The organism is Cobetia sp. 2AS, from assembly GCF_029846355.1.
Taxonomy (GTDB): domain Bacteria; phylum Pseudomonadota; class Gammaproteobacteria; order Pseudomonadales; family Halomonadaceae; genus Cobetia; species Cobetia amphilecti.
Genome location: NZ_JARWKQ010000005.1, coordinates 233,455 through 248,243, shown reverse-complemented (window position 1 = coordinate 248,243; position 14,789 = coordinate 233,455). Strand labels below are relative to the sequence as shown.

14 protein-coding genes are annotated in these 14,789 nt (G+C 64.9%); 6 read left to right on the top strand and 8 right to left on the bottom strand.

Annotated features, from left to right (window positions below; genetic code table 11):
• Positions 1-161: 161 nt before the first annotated feature.
• From QD356_RS14385 to thiS, 4 genes are all read right to left on the bottom strand, one after another.
• On the bottom strand, positions 162-1,079 hold the full coding sequence (locus QD356_RS14385; protein ID WP_225996601.1) for a putative RNA methyltransferase: 918 nt from the start codon (positions 1,077-1,079) through the stop codon (positions 162-164).
• Between the two features lie 188 nt (positions 1,080-1,267).
• A complete protein-coding gene (gene trmB, locus QD356_RS14380) occupies positions 1,268-2,107 on the bottom strand; it encodes a tRNA (guanosine(46)-N7)-methyltransferase TrmB (RefSeq protein ID WP_192839062.1) in 840 nt (279 codons plus the stop codon).
• 60 nt (positions 2,108-2,167) lie between these two features.
• Positions 2,168-3,001 (bottom strand): thiazole synthase, encoded by an 834-nt coding sequence (locus QD356_RS14375; protein WP_052384900.1) that lies wholly within the window; start codon positions 2,999-3,001, stop codon positions 2,168-2,170.
• Positions 3,002-3,080: 79 nt separating this feature from the next.
• Positions 3,081-3,281 carry a sulfur carrier protein ThiS gene (gene thiS / locus QD356_RS14370; RefSeq protein ID WP_043336981.1) on the bottom strand — a complete coding sequence of 67 codons (201 nt, stop codon included), beginning with the start codon at positions 3,279-3,281 and terminating at the stop codon, positions 3,081-3,083.
• Positions 3,282-3,380: 99 nt separating this feature from the next.
• On the opposite strand from thiS, the gene QD356_RS14365 reads away from it, so the two are divergent.
• Entirely contained in the window at positions 3,381-3,800 is a 420-nt protein-coding gene (locus QD356_RS14365) for a DUF423 domain-containing protein (RefSeq protein WP_043336980.1), read from the top strand.
• A 38-nt stretch (positions 3,801-3,838) separates the two neighbouring features.
• Here QD356_RS14365 and QD356_RS14360 read toward each other — a convergent pair whose 3' ends face one another.
• Together QD356_RS14360 and QD356_RS14355 are read right to left on the bottom strand one after the other, a co-directional pair.
• Complete coding sequence (locus tag QD356_RS14360) at positions 3,839-4,255, bottom strand: PaaI family thioesterase (RefSeq protein ID WP_043336979.1); 417 nt, start codon at positions 4,253-4,255, stop codon at positions 3,839-3,841.
• A 197-nt stretch (positions 4,256-4,452) separates the two neighbouring features.
• Positions 4,453-6,633 (bottom strand): malate synthase G, encoded by a 2,181-nt coding sequence (locus QD356_RS14355; RefSeq protein WP_192839061.1) that lies wholly within the window; start codon positions 6,631-6,633, stop codon positions 4,453-4,455.
• A gap of 462 nt (positions 6,634-7,095) precedes the next feature.
• Between QD356_RS14355 and QD356_RS14350 the strand changes: the two genes are divergently transcribed.
• From QD356_RS14350 to QD356_RS14335, 4 genes are all read left to right on the top strand, one after another.
• Positions 7,096-8,034 (top strand): alpha/beta hydrolase, encoded by a 939-nt coding sequence (locus QD356_RS14350; RefSeq protein ID WP_225348087.1) that lies wholly within the window; start codon positions 7,096-7,098, stop codon positions 8,032-8,034.
• The gene (locus QD356_RS14345) at positions 8,031-8,558 is read left to right on the top strand and encodes a hypothetical protein (RefSeq protein ID WP_192839060.1); all 528 of its coding nucleotides are present in this window, start codon (positions 8,031-8,033) and stop codon (positions 8,556-8,558) included. Before QD356_RS14350 ends, QD356_RS14345 begins: the two co-directional genes overlap by 4 nt.
• Before the next feature lie 98 nt (positions 8,559-8,656).
• On the top strand, positions 8,657-9,808 hold the full coding sequence (locus QD356_RS14340) for an aminotransferase class I/II-fold pyridoxal phosphate-dependent enzyme (RefSeq protein WP_192839059.1): 1,152 nt from the start codon (positions 8,657-8,659) through the stop codon (positions 9,806-9,808).
• A 24-nt stretch (positions 9,809-9,832) separates the two neighbouring features.
• On the top strand, positions 9,833-10,918 hold the full coding sequence (locus QD356_RS14335; RefSeq protein WP_192839058.1) for a DUF4105 domain-containing protein: 1,086 nt from the start codon (positions 9,833-9,835) through the stop codon (positions 10,916-10,918).
• A gap of 34 nt (positions 10,919-10,952) precedes the next feature.
• Here the strand turns inward: QD356_RS14335 and QD356_RS14330 are convergent, their stop codons facing one another.
• Positions 10,953-12,497, bottom strand: a complete 1,545-nt coding sequence (locus QD356_RS14330) for a YifB family Mg chelatase-like AAA ATPase (RefSeq protein ID WP_166019070.1) — start codon at positions 12,495-12,497, stop codon at positions 10,953-10,955.
• Positions 12,498-13,649: 1,152 nt separating this feature from the next.
• On the opposite strand from QD356_RS14330, the gene QD356_RS14325 reads away from it, so the two are divergent.
• On the top strand, positions 13,650-13,928 hold the full coding sequence (locus QD356_RS14325) for a hypothetical protein (RefSeq protein ID WP_225996600.1): 279 nt from the start codon (positions 13,650-13,652) through the stop codon (positions 13,926-13,928).
• Between the two features lie 94 nt (positions 13,929-14,022).
• On the opposite strand, the gene QD356_RS14320 is transcribed toward QD356_RS14325, so the two are convergent.
• Positions 14,023-14,397, bottom strand: coding sequence for an accessory factor UbiK family protein (locus QD356_RS14320; RefSeq protein WP_192839057.1), 375 nt, complete (start codon positions 14,395-14,397; stop codon positions 14,023-14,025).
• Between the last annotated feature and the right edge of the window lie 392 nt (positions 14,398-14,789).

Genomic DNA, 14,789 nt, shown 5'->3' with positions numbered 1-14,789 from the left:
TGCCCAAGACCGTGACTAGCTTGATGAGGAGAAACACCGTAGCGGGGGCCTGACTCCGCCGCTACGGCTGGGCTTGCGCCCTGCGATGTCTGCCCGGACACCGCACAGACAAGATAATCATTCTCATTTGCTTTTGCAAGGCAAATGCGAAGAATTTCTATTTAAGCTTTGTCTTGTGCATCCTTGAGCGAGAACACCCTCAGTTCCGCATGCAATTCGACCTCCAACGCCGTCATGGCTTCCGCACGCGCCAGGCCATCACGCTCGGCGCGATACAGATGCGGGGTCATGGTCAGCAGGTCCCGAATCTGCTCATTGCTGGTCAAAGACAGCCCCGCATGCAGATGCTCGACCTCGCCACTGATGGCGAAGCCAGCAGACTCGGCAGCGCTCAGTCCAGCCTGGCCACGCGCGGGCTTCAGCTCGCGGTAGAGAATCTTGCGCAACGCCAGCAGGTGCTCGGCCCCCGCTTCCAGCAGCACGACGTGGCCACCGGGCTTGAGGACACGCGCGAACTCCTGCCAGACAGGGAAGCCGAAGGCGCAGATGACGACATCCACACATGCATCTTCCAGCGGTAGGGCCGCGTTGGTGCCCACCAGCCAGGCGGCATCACGTGACTGCTTCGCCGCGGCCAGCACCGCGTGCTTGGAGATATCCAACCCCGCCGCCGTCAGCGAGAGATTCTGCTCACCGGCAGCGCACGCCAGCTGACGCAGATAGAAGCCTTCGCCGCAGCCGGCATCCAGCACGGCCAGCGGCGCCTGAGTCGTCTGGGCCGCCGCCAATGCCAGCACACGGCTGGCCAGGGCCGCCGCCAACGGCTGATAGCCGCCGAGGGCGAACAGGCGCTGACGGGCACTCACCATCGCCTTGCTGTCGCCGGGGTCCAGGCTGCGCTTGCGCTGCACCGGCAGCAGATTGACATGCCCCTGGCGTGCGATATCGAAGCGATGCCCGTCGGCACAGCACCAGCTCTGGCCATCACGTACCAGCGGCTGGGCATCCAGCGGACAGGTCAGGGCCGTCAGCGGGGTCATGGTCGGGCGATCAGCCGAGTCGGCGGTAGGCGTCGTCATGGTCAGCAACTCTCGGGACGAGGAAAGAAAGGGGCAGCAAACACGGCAAGCGGCACAGGCCGCCACGCAGGCAAATGGCCTTGGCACGCAAACCGCGCCATGGCGATGGGCCTCACACGCAAGCGGCCACCCGAAGGCGGCCGCGATGCAGCGTCATGAAGACGCCTCCACTGCGCATGAGGCGCTGATCAGTCCTGCTTGACGAAGATCAGGTCCCACACGCCGTGGCCGAGACGCTCGCCGCGCTGTTCGAACTTGGTCAGCGGACGGAAGTCCGGACGCGGCACGTAGGGCGCGGTTTCCGCCGGAGCGGTGTTGGCAAAGCCCGGCGCTTCGGCCATCTCTTCCGCCATCGCTTCGGCGTAGTTGGCCCAGTCGGTGGCCATGTGGAAGTGGCCGCCCGGCTTGAGCACACGACGCACCAGCTCGACGAAGGCCGGCTGAACGATACGACGCTTGTGGTGCTTCTTCTTCGGCCACGGGTCCGGGAAGAACAGCTGGAAGGTGTCGGCGCAACCGGCCGGCACGCAATCCGCCAGCACTTCCAGCGCGTCGTGACGATAGACACGCAGGTTGGTCAGGCCCAGCTTGTCGACATCATCCAGCAGCTTGCCGACGCCCGGCGCGTGCACTTCGATGCCGATGAAGTCGGTGTCCGGGTTGGCCTGCGCCTGTTCACACAGTGACTTGCCCATGCCGAAGCCGACTTCGATCACCAGCGGCGCCCGACGCCCGAACAGCGCTTCGAGATCCAGCTCGCCCTGCTCGTGACGCAGGCCAAGGCGCGGGAAGACCTCTTCGAGCCCACGGGTCTGGGCCTGGGTCATGCGGCCACCACGAATCACGTAGCTCTTGATGCCACGCTTGCGGGCGACGGCTTCATCGGCAACGGAAGGGGTCGCTGGCGCGCTTTCGGTCTGCACGCTTTCGGGCTGCGCGCGCTCGTTCTGCACACTCTCTTGCTGCGCATCGTCAGCGGGAGCAGAAGTGGACGTGTCGTCCTGCGGCTTGGAAGTCTCGTCAGTCATGGGGTCGTCTTGGTCTTTGCATGAACGATGCGCGAGCATCGGATTCGAATGTTTCAGGGCTCAGCCAGTGATCAGGCCAGCGCCCGGTGAGGAGGCACGTGCCGTCAGGCGAGTCGGCATGCGGCCGGCCAGGAAGGCACCACGGCCGGAAATCACGGCCTGACGCATGGCATCTGCCATCAACAGCGGCTGGCGCGCGTGGGCGATGGCGCTGTTCATCAGCACGCCATCACAGCCCAGTTCCATGGCGAAGGCGGCTTCTGACGCCGTACCCAGACCGGCATCGACCAGCACCGGCACATTGGCGCGCTCGATGATCAGCGATAGGGTGTGCGGGTTGAGAATGCCGAGGCCGGAACCGATCAGCGAGCCCAGCGGCATGATGGCGCAGCAGCCGATCTCCTCGAGCTGGCGCGCGACGATGGGGTCGTCGGAGGTATACACCATCACGTCGAAGCCATCGGCGACCAGCTCTTCAGCGGCCTTGAGCGTCTCGACGATATTGGGATACAGCGTGTCCTGATCGCCCAGCACTTCCAGCTTGACCAGGTTGTGGCCATCCAGCAGTTCACGAGCCAGCTTGCAGGTACGCACCGCGTCACGCGCGTTGTAGCAGCCGGCGGTGTTGGGCAGGAAGGTATAGCGATCCGGTGACAGCACGTCGAGCAGGTTCGGCTCGTCAGCGTTCTGACCCAGGTTGGTACGGCGGACCGCAAAGGTGACCACTTCCGCGCCGGACGTCTCGATGGCGGAGCGTGTCTCGTCCATGTCCTTGTACTTGCCGGTACCGACCAGCAGGCGCGAGGAGAACTCGCGACCGGCGACGATCAACGGGCTGTCGCCGGCGACCTGGGTGACGGGATTGTTCAATGTCGGGGCAGAACTGTCTGTCATGATGACCTCATCGAGCTGGACGTGAACGCGCTGAGCGCGAGCGAGTAGTGAAAAGTGTCAATCCTGGAAACAGGACGGATCAGCCACCACCGATGGCATGGACGATCTCGATGCGGTCACCGGCATGCAGACGGGTGTCGGCGTGCGCGCTACGTGGCACGATGTCTTCATTGCGTTCCACTGCCAGTCGGCGGCCCTGAAGACCGAGACTCTCGACCAGAGCGGCAATCGTCGTGTCGTCCGTCACCACGTGGTCTTCACCGTTGAGCTGTATCTGCATGCTGTCCTCCCGCGAAAAGAGGCCGCTATTGTAGCGGCTTTACGTGGACAGGCGTAGGCACATCGTGCCGCGCCACCTGCCCTCAAGGAATTATTGTCTATGCGTCACAACGACTCCCACTCCCGCCACTGGTGGCTGGCCATGGGACTGGCCGGCATGTCCACCGTCGCGCTGGGTGCCTTCGCCAGCCATGGCCTGCGCGGCACCCTGAGCGCGGACATGCTGCGCGTGTTCGAGACCGGCGTCCGCTATCAGATGTGGCACGTGCTGGCGGCGGTCGGGGTACTCGCCTGGCGCTCGGTGCAGCCGCTGCGCGGCCAGATGCTGACGCTGGGGCTGTGGGCCGCCGGCATCCTGATGTTCTCGGGGTCGCTGTATGCCCTGGCGACCACGGCGCGCACCCAGCTGGGCATCATCACGCCCATCGGCGGCCTGCTGCTGATCGCCGGCTGGCTGAGCCTGGCCGTCACCGGCTGGCGTCAGCGCGGCAGCGAAGAGAAGGATATCAACAAGCTGTAGCGGACTGGCCCAAGGCGTGGCCCACGACCGCCCCGGGGTCAGTCATCGCTGTCCGGCAAGGTATAGGTCGCGGTCACGATGGCGACCGGGTCGGTGTCACCGTGGCTGAAAAGCTCGATCTCGCCGACGGCCAGTCGCCGGCCCAGCTTGCGGATACGCGCGGTGGCCATCAGGTCGCGGTCGCCGCGCGCGCGACGCAGGAAGTGGATGCTGAGGTCACTGGTGACGGCCATCGGCTCCGGGCCGATCTCGCCGAGAATCGCGACATACAGGCAGACATCCGCCAGCGCCATCATCGTCGGCCCGGACACGCAGCTGCCGGGACGCAAGTGCTCGTCCTCGATGGCCAGCCCCATGGTCGCCCAGCGATCGCCGACGGCCTCGATGGTACCCAGACGCTGGGGGAAGACTTCATCGAGGAAATCCTCGATGGCGGCGGCGCTCATCACGGGCATGACATTCTCCTCGACACACTGGGTCCGATCGCGCGGTTACGCGGTTTCTGGGGCAAGGCTAGCGGCAAATGCGGTCTCGGGAAACATGCGCCTGGCAAAATAGTGGCCGGGCAATTCCTGCTCGCCGACAGACGATAACGGCGACCCAGGGTCGCCGTTGTCGTGTTCACTGTTTCCTGTCGTCAGCCGCCCTGCGATCAGCGCGCCTGCTGCTTTTTCTCGAGACGACGGCGATGCAGGACCGGCTCGGTGTAGCCGCTCGGCTGCACGCGACCCTGGAAGACCAGCTCGCAGGCGGCCTGGAAGGCGATGGAGCCCTCGAGGTCATCCGTCATCGCCTGATAGCTGGGGTCCGCGGCATTCTGGCGGTCCACCACGCCGGCCATGCGCTCCAGCGTGTCCTGCACCTGGGCAGTGTCGACGATGCCGTGATGCAGCCAGTTGGCGATGTGCTGGCTGGAGATGCGCAGCGTGGCGCGGTCTTCCATCAGGCCGACATCATGGATGTCCGGCACCTTGGAGCAGCCGGTGCCGTGATCGATCCAGCGCACCACATAGCCGAGAATCCCCTGGGCATTGTTGTCCAGCTCGGCCTGGATCTCCTCGGCACTCCACTGGGGGTCGAGCTCCAGCGGGATGGTCAGCAGGTCATCGAGGCTGGCACGCGGACGGCTGAGCAGATCATGCTGCACGTCCTTCACCGAGACCTGGTGATAGTGCAGCGCATGCAGCACGGCGGCGGTCGGTGACGGCACCCAGGCGGTGTTGGCACCGGCGCGCGGATGGCCGATCTTCTGCTCGAGCATCGCGGCCATCAGGTCGGGCATGGCCCACATGCCCTTGCCGATCTGGGCACGGCCCCGCAGGCCACATTCCAGGCCGACATCCACGTTCCATTTCTCGTAGGCCTGAATCCAGGCGGCGCCCTTCATGTCGCCCTTGCGCAGCATCGGGCCGGCTTCCATCGAGGTGTGCATCTCGTCACCGGTGCGGTCCAGGAAGCCGGTGTTGATGAAGGCCACGCGGGAACTGGCGGCCGCGATGCAGGCCTTGAGGTTGACGGTGGTGCGGCGCTCCTCATCCATGATGCCCATCTTGAGCGTGGAGTCCGGCAGGCCCAGCAGCTGCTCGACCCGCGCGAACAGTTCATCGGCGAAGGCGACTTCCTCGGGGCCATGCATCTTGGGCTTGACGATGTAGACGGAGCCGGTGCGCGAGTTGCAGATGCCGCCGCGGTCCTGCTTGTCGCCCTTGAGGTCGTGCAGCGCGATCAGGCTGGTGAAAATGGCGTCCATGATGCCTTCCGGCGCTTCGCTGCCGTCCTCGAGCAGGATGGCCGGGTTGGTCATCAGATGACCGACGTTGCGAATCAGCATCAGCGAGCGACCATGCAGCACGCGCGTGGTGCCATCGGCGCCGGTGTATTCGCGGTCCGCATTCAGCTTGCGCGTCATGCTGCGGCCATTCTTCTCCAGCGTCTCGGTCAGGTCGCCCTTCATCAGGCCCAGCCAGTTGCGATAGACCGTCACCTTGTCTTCGGCATCGACGGCGGCCACCGAGTCCTCGCAGTCCATGATGGTGGAGAGCGCGGCCTCCATGATCAGGTCACTGACGTTGGCGGGATCGGTCTTGCCGATGGGGTGCTCGGCATCGATCACAAGCTCGGCATGCAGGCCGTTGTGGGCGAAGATGATCGCGCTCGGCGCGCTTTCATCGCCGCGATAGCCGAGGAAGCGTTCCGGCGACTTGAGGCTGAGGTCACGCCCTCCGGCACGCACCAGCAGATGACCATCACGAATCGTGTAGCCTTCGCTGTCGTGGTGACTGCCGCCGGCCAGCGGCGCGATGGTATCCAGCACCTGGCGCGCATAGGCGACGACCTTGGCCCCGCGCGCCGGGTTGTAGTCCTTGCCACGCTCGGCGCCATCTTCCTCGCTGATCGCGTCGGTGCCGTAGAGCGCATCATAGAGGGAGCCCCAGCGCGCATTGGCGGCGTTCAGGGCGTAGCGGGCATTCATCACCGGTACCACCAGCTGCGGGCCGGCCTGCTGGCAGATCTCGCTATCCACGAAGGCGGTGCTGGCTTCGACCGTATTCGGCTCCGGCAGCAGATAGCCGATCCTGTGCAGAAACGCCTTGTAGGCCTCGAGGTCTACCTTGCCCGGATGCTCGCGGTGCCAGGCATCGATCTCGCCCTGCAGCTGCTCGCGGGTCGCCAGCAGTTCGCGGTTGCGCGGTGCCAGTTCGTGCAGCAGTGAATCGACACCCGCCCAGAAGGTCTCCGGCGCGATCCCTGTGCCCGGCAGCGCTTCCTGCTCGATGAAGCGGTGCAGGCTGGCGTCGATGGCCAGGCGCTGAAGTTGAATACGGTCGGTCATGCGTTTGCTCTCCCTGAAAACGAATCGCTGGAAACCCTCAACGGCTGACAACACTGCAAGCAGTGGTGTTCAAAAGGATTTTCGCCAGACGGCACTCACTGGCGCGGCGTTTGACGCGACTGCTGACGCGCGACTGCCAGACCAGCGTGAGCCATCGAGACGCCGGGCAGGAAGACGCTGTCACCTGCCCGGCGGGGACGAATCCCATCACCATACCCGATGGCGAGGCCGGCGAAAGGAGTGCTATGACCAATGAACAAGCCCATGGAGCCCGATTACCCGCCCAGCGTTGATTCCGCGTCGCTGTTGTTGCTCGGCGACAGGCGGGGAAAACAGTGAAGAAACACTGTTCTTTGTGTAGCTCGCAGCCGCGCCAGCCGCTAGCATGGCAGCATTATGGAGATGACCATGCCCGATTTCAGTGAACTGCTCGACCACGGCCCCTTTATCCGCCTGCCTGACATGCTGCCGGGCCAGACGTCCAGTCCACTGGAGCGTTACCTGGGCCATTATGGTCTCGATGCGCTGCGCAGCGAGGACATCGCCGTGCATGCCGGCCACCTGGAGGCCGGGGGCTTTCGCCTGTGGGCCCAGCTATGGACACCGCGCAAGCCGCGCGGCACCGTCTTCGTGGTCCACGGCTACTTCGATCACCTCGCCCTCTATCGCCATCTGCTGGCGCACCTGCTGCGCAACGGCTGGCAGGTCGCCTTGTGGGACCTGCCGGGCCATGGCCTGTCATCCGGCGAGCCCGCCTCCATCGATGACTTCGGCGACTATGTCGGCTGCCTGCAGGCCTTCCAGGATTACCTGGAAGACCACAGCCTGGCGCCGCACCCGTGGTTCGGCATCGGCCAGAGCACCGGCGGCTCGGTGCTGGCCACCGACGCCCTGATGCGCGGCGATGAATCGCGCTGGCAGGGAATCGCCCTGCTCGCACCGCTGGTAAGGCCGTGGGGCTGGTCGCAGTCACGCTGGCTGCACAGCATGGCGCGCCCCTTCATCGACTCCATTCCGCGCAAGTACCGCGCGAATACCAATGATGTGGCCTTCTACGAGTTTCTCAGCACCAATGATCCGCTGCAGGCCGATCGCCTCGCGGTGAAGTGGGTAACGGCGATGCGGGAGTGGATTCCCCGACTGCGCGCCCTGCCCCCCTGCTCACTGCCGACCCTGATCCTGCAGGGCGAGCAGGACACCACCGTCGATTGGCAGTGGAATCTCGGCGTGTTGGCCAGCAAGTTCCCCAATGCGCGCATCTACCGCCATCCCGAGGCCCAGCACCATCTGGTCAATGAAGCCGAGCCGATTCGCAAGGAGCTGTTTGCCGAGCTGGACGCCTTTCTCGATGCCCTGTCGCAGCGCCCGTCAGACCTGCCGCAGCAGGGGCGCACGGCATGATGGCCATGCATCGCCTGCGCATGCTGGCCGCGACCCTGCTACTCTCCACGCTGGCGGGCTGCATGAGCCTGGACCAGGTGCCGCGTGCCGAACGCGACCCCATCTATGGTCTCGGCCAGAGCGCGGCGCGCCTGATCGCCGAGCAGTCCTGGACACCCCCTCTCGAGCAACAGGTATTGCTGCTCGCGCCGCCCGAGGTGGATGCCACGCTGCAGGCCAACCCGGGCGCGCTGAACGAGGCGCTGACCCGCGCACTGCTGGCGCTCAAGAACGGGCCTCAGGTGCTCAACTGGAGCACTGACCGCCCTGCCGTCGATAGCCGTCAGTGGCGTCTCGAGACCACTCTCGAGGCCAGCGGCGTCGCACTGACCTTGTCAGACCGCACGCTGCAGCCGTATCAGCTGCAGCTGACGCTGGTCCGCAGCGCCAGCGCCGAGCGCAATGAGACGCGCACCTTCACCCTGAGCGGTGCCTTCGACCAGGCGGCCCTCGAGTCGCTGGCGCGCAATCACCCCGCGCCCTGAGCTCCGAGTCTTGAGTCCTGAGTCTTGCGCCCAGCTGCGCCGTGGCCCCCGCCACCCCTGATTCACCCTTTACCGTTTTCTGCTTTTCCGGAGCCAACATGACCACCGCCAGTCCCCGTCGCTTTCTTGCCCACCTCTATCAGGATGGGCCGCATAACCCGTTCCCCGGCATCAAGGCGCTGGAACGCAGACTGGGACACGCACTGCCATATCAGTATGGCTCCAACGAAGGGCTCGACATGCCGCACCATACGCTGGGCGGCACGCTGGGCACTGCCCTGGCCGACCTGAGCCGCAGCTATGCCGACGCCGATGCCTGGCAACTGCGCCAGCAACTGGCTGAGCGCCTGGGAGTCGCCTACGAGAACCTGCTGGTCGACGCCGGTGCCGACAGCCTGCTGGCACTGGTGATGCGCGCCACCGTCTGTGCGGGCGAGCGCGTGATCACCAGCGCCGGCACCTATCCGACCCTGGCGTACTTCGCCCGCGGGCTGGGTGCCGAGGTCATCGAGGTGCCCTACAGCGAGAGCTTCGCCACGGCCGATGTCGCCTCATCATCGCGACTGGCACCGGACCTCGCGGCGCTGCTCGCCGCGGCAAGGCAGCATGAGGCCCGCGTCGTCTATCTCGCCAACCCCGATAACCCCAGCGGCCACCTGCATTCTGACGCCGATGTGCGCGCTCTGCGCGACGCCCTGCCGGAGAACTGCAGCCTGCTGCTGGACGAGGCCTATCACGACTTCCGCCCGGACGCCGCCCACGCCGGCCATGCGCCGATGGCACGCACCTTCCGCCTGCGTACCTTCTCCAAGGCCTATGGGCTGGCGGGCCTGCGTCTCGGCTTCATGATCGCCGAGCCTGACGATGTCGCCATGCTGACCAAGGTGCGGATTCACTTCGCGGTCAGCGCCCCGGCAATGGCGGCAGGTGAGCTGCTGCTTGCGCACCCTGAAGAGGCGGCAGCGCACGTCGCCGGCGTGATCGACTGTCGCGATCGTCTTGCCGAGCACCTGCGCTCGCTGGGCGCGGAAGTGCTGCCCAGCGCGACCAACTTCCTCTGCGTGCGCCTCAAGAGCGCCGAACTGGCAGCGCAGGTGCAGCAGCAGCTGATGGCTCAAGGCGTGCTGATCACTCGCTCCCCGCATCCTTCGCTTGGCCATATCCTGCGCATCTCGACACTCGAAGACAGTCTGGTACCGGGCCGTCTCGCGCGTCTCGAGCAGGCCATCGCCGAAGAGCGCCGTTCATGAACGATTTATCGTGAGGGCCTCGCGATGACGCTGGTCAGCCTCGCGGCCCGTGCCTTGAGCAGCCTCGCCGTGGTGGGCGCGAGCCTCTGGCTGGTGCCCGCACTGTGGTTCCGCCTGCCGGGACCGGAAGGGCTGCGCACCACCGTGGCTGCTCTCGCAGCGGTGCTGGGGCTCGTGTGCGTGATTGCCCTGTGGTGGCCACAGGCCAGCGCGATTCGCTGGCGGCTGATGGGCGGCTACCTGATGCTGCTGGTCGCAAGCCTTGCCTGGTGGGCCAGCATCACGCCACGGGCGGACCGCGACTGGGCGCCGGAGGTGGCGCATCTGGTCGAGGGGCAGGTGGTCACGCCAGCACGGGACGAGGCATCGCCGGCAAGCGCCAGGGCCGAGGCTGCCACGCAGGGTGAAGTGCTGCATCTCGAGCAGGTACGCAACTTCGTGTGGCACAGCGCCGAGGATTACACGCCGCGCTGGGAAAGCCGCGACTATCCGCTGGAGGAGCTGACCTCGGTGGACCTGCTGACCAGTCACTGGATGGGGCCGCAGATCGCCCACACACTGGTCAGCTTCGGCTTTGCCGATGGCCGCTATCTGGCCTTCTCGGTGGAGATCCGCAAGGAGCGCACCGAGCAGTTCTCGACCCTCGGCGGCATGTTCAAGCAGTACGAACTGGCAGTGATCGCCGCCGACGAACGCGACATCATCCGCGTGCGCAGCAACATGCGCGGCGAACAGGTACACCTCTATCGGGTGCAGATGCCGCGCGAGATGATCCGCGAGCTGTTGCTGGCCTACGTCGACGAAGCCGAGACATTGCGCACTCAGCCACGCTTCTACAACACCGCCACCAGCAACTGCACCACCCTCGTCTACGCGATGATGACGCGCCTGACTGACGGTCTGCCGCTGGACTACCGTCTGCTGCTCTCCGGCTATCTGCCGGAATATGTCGCGGACCAGAACGCCCTGAGTGACGCTGCGCCCTTCGCGGAACTCAAGGCCAGCAGCCTGATCAATCCCGCCGCCATCGCCGCCGATGAGCATCCGGACGGCGACTTCTCACGCCTGATTCGTGAGGGCATCCCCGGCGCGGACAGACCCTCCTACTGAGCCCGAGCAGGGCTGACATCCTGATCCGCCGACATCAGGCGCTGCGCTGCTGGGCACTGGCGCCCGGGCGAGCCGGGTCCCTGCCCATCATGCGGTCCAGCTGGCGATAGCCGATGGCCTCCATCAGCTGCGGCCGCTGCACGCCGTCCTGGTCGATCAGATCACTGAGTGTCAGCGCGACACGCAGCACCCGGTGATAGGCGCGCGCCGAGAGATTGAGGCGTGACAGCACACCGGCCAACCACTGGCGCTCGCCGTCTTCCAGCTGACAGGCGGCTTCCAGCGCATGGGTATCCAGATGAGCATTCAGGCCGCCGCGTGCCAATTGGCGCGCGCGAGCGGCCAGCACTCGTTCGCGCACGCCGGCCGAGGCCTCGCCGGGGGTGGCGGATGTCAGCTCCTCGGCGGGCAGGCCCGGCACCTCGACCTGCAGGTCGATGCGGTCCAGCAACGGGCCGGACAGACGCGCCTGATAGCGCTGGATCTGCGCCGGGGTGCAGCTGCAATTGCGACGACTGTCACCGAGGTAGCCGCAGGGGCAGGGGTTCATCGCCGCCACCAGCTGGAAGCGCGCCGGGAAACGGCGTTGATGGCTGGCGCGCGAGATCAGGATACGGCCACTCTCCAGCGGCTCACGCATCACTTCCAGCACGCCACGGTCAAACTCCGCCAGCTCATCCAGAAACAGCACACCATGATGCGCCAGCGACACCTCGCCCGGACGCGGCTTGGAGCCACCTCCCACCAGCGCGACCCCACTGGCCGTGTGGTGCGGGGCGCGGAATGGCCGCTGCCCCCAGCGCTCCATGATCGGCAGACCACATACCGAGCGCACCGCCGCGACTTCCAGCGCTTCCCCTTCGCCCAGTGGCGGCAAGATGCCGGATAGGCGACTGGCCAGCATCGTCTTGCCGGTGCCCGGCGGACCAGCGAACAGCAGGTTGTGGCCGCCGGCCGCGGCGATCTCCAATGCCCTGCGTGCCTGATGCTGGCCACGCACCTCGCTCAGGTCGGGCTCCGGCAGGCGCGCCTGGGGAATGATCGAACACACATGCGGCGTGAGGCGCTCGCGCCCCAGCAGGTGAGCCACCAACTCCAGCAGATGCCCCACCGCCAGTACTTCCAACTCCTCGGCGAGCGCCGCCTCGTCGGCATTGCCGCGCGGCACCACCAACGTCCGCCCCGCCTTGCGACAGCAGAGTGCGGCTGGCAGCACGCCGGTCACGGCACGGATGCTGCCATCCAGCGCCAGCTCGCCGAGGCACTCCATCGCTGCCACGGCCTCTTCCGGTATCTGCCCTGAGGCGACCAGAATCCCCAGCGCGATGGGCAGATCGAAGCGTCCGCCTTCCTTGGGGAGGTCCGCTGGCGCCAGATTGAGGGTGATGCGCCGCGCCGGAAACTCGAACCCGGCATTGAGCAGCGCACTGCGCACCCGCTCGCGACTCTCCTTCACCGCCGCTTCCGGCAAGCCGACGATGGACAGCCCCGGCAAACCGTTGGAAAGGTGTACCTCCACCTGAACTTCCGGTGCTTCGAGACCAAGTGACGCGCGCGTGCGCAACATTGCCAATGACATGAGCCTTCCCTGCGTGATGCCGCCTCTCAGTTGCACGGCGCAATCGGAGCAGGCACTGGCCTGCCATGAGCATGAAGGCACACACCGCTGCCAACCCTCCCAGCATGGCAAACCTCATACTCCCCAGAAGGCGAGCGCCTCAACGCTCGGGCGCTCGACAATTGCCGCAAGGCTTCGCATACCCCCACGACACTGCCATGCGCCGCCTGGAAATACGTGTTCAGGTGACGATTCTGTCGCCTATAACGTAAATTTCTTTACGCCTCAGGCTCACGCAATTACTGGATACGTAACAAAAAGACAGGCTGTGGATAAGATTACATAATCATTGCGTGTGGACGTTTTTTGAGCGCTCAAAACTTCATCATTCAAGGCACTGATACCATCGATGATCAAGCGAGCCAACGTAAGACCAGGACACCCACAGCCCGACCTCAACTCACAAGCACCAACCAACAGAAATTAAACTCAATAACTGCAGGCAGGGTGCTTGGACGATCGACTCAGTCGAGTGATGAAAGCCATGTCAGAGATCAGATTTAGCCAGAGGGGCTCATGAGGCGCCTGGCGGAGAGGAGTCAGAGAAGGTGCATGCGCTGCGTTCGAGGACTTTGCACGAGCATCGGGTCGTTGATGCCGGGGATTGGCGCCTGAGGACCTGGCGCTGGGTGACGGCTCACGGCTGCCTGGTGATTGAGAGCGTCTGGTGCCCTGCATCTGCGGCTGCGACTGCCATTCCAGCTTCACGCGCCGCGACGCGCCTGGGTGCTGACGCTGCGGGTCGCTCGCCAGCATTGCCGACAAACGCTCGCGGCGAATTAAAAGTAGCGGTTTTGGCAGCACTTTCCACGCAAAAGCGCCTGTTTTGGCGCATTCCAGCGCCGCCAGTCGCCACATGGGCATGGTGTGAGGCCGACTCGATACCTGCCTGCACCAAGAAAGTGCTCATACAGGGCCGATAGCGCCCTCGAGAGAGCCACAAGAGTGCCGCCAGACGGGGACTGCTGTATATTTGATCGGTTGTCCCGGCTTCGCCGGGATGACCGCCAAGCTGTCTCACGGAACGCCGCCGCTGCGCGGCAGAGAATCGTCCAACCCACGGAAAGGGCCAGCCATTCAGGACGACTTCGGCTTGTTTCAGGAGCACTACCCATGCAAGACATGCTTGCCCCACTGGCATCCCTGGCGGATGTGATCGGCATGCTAGGCACCGCTCTGGTCGTCGGCGCCTTCTTCCTGCTGCAGATCGGCAGACTCGATGCCCGCAGCCTGACCTACAACCTGATGAATCTGAGCGGAGCGATCCTGCTGTTGATCAGCCTGTGCATCAATTTCAACCTCGCCAGCTTCGTGATCGAGATCTTCTGGATCATCGCCTCAGTGGTAGGTCTGGTGCGCTGGATGCTGGGCACTCGTCCCCAGACTGCCTGAGGCCGCCCCTCAGAATCAGCGGCGCCCATGACGCAAAAAACCGCCACGCCCCGAAAGGGCGTGGCGGTTTTGGTTCAGCCGTCACCTGACGGAATCAGGCGTCGCGCTGGCGCTCGATCTCCGCGGCGTGACTGGCGGCTTCACGCTTCGCTACCGCGGCTTCCCCCTCGTCATCCACTGGTGTGGCGGGCTCGGCAGCCGGTGCATTGCCCGCTACCAGCCCCTGCTTTTCCAGCAGTGCCTCGAGGGCGATGACCTGCTTTTCCAACGACTCGACGCGGCTGCGCGTACGCGTCAGCACATCCATCATGATGTCGAAGTCTTCACGCGAGACCAGTTCCATGCGGTCGAAGGCACCGCGCATCACCCCTTGCACGGACTTCTGCAGCTCTTCCGGGCCATGCGAGGCATCCTGCAGGCGCTCACCGATCTGCTGGGCCATACGCCCGATGACGTCATTCTTGAACATGCTGCACCTCAGCCGTTGCGGGCCGGCGGCCGCGTCGTGCGGACTGCCGGTCAGAAAATGATGACACCCCTGTACATGGGGCCGTCGTGTCCTGCTGCAAGGATACGCAACCCTGGAGTCGGGTGCATGCCCCGCATCGTCCTGCACCAGACAATCCTCATCGGCAGGCACACACCTGCACCACATTAGCACTTGCCCCCACACCCAAAGGCGCAGAAACAGCACCATTACGGTGCATGCCAGGTGACCTTCGGATTCAGCCATCTTTGCACAGGCCAAAAGACTGTCAGCCATCCTGCGATAACCAGATGAGTTACAAGGATTTTCAGCCGCATGGCACATCTCGTGCGATGCACTTGTCAGGAACAGGCCGCCAGCTCATCTGACTGGCC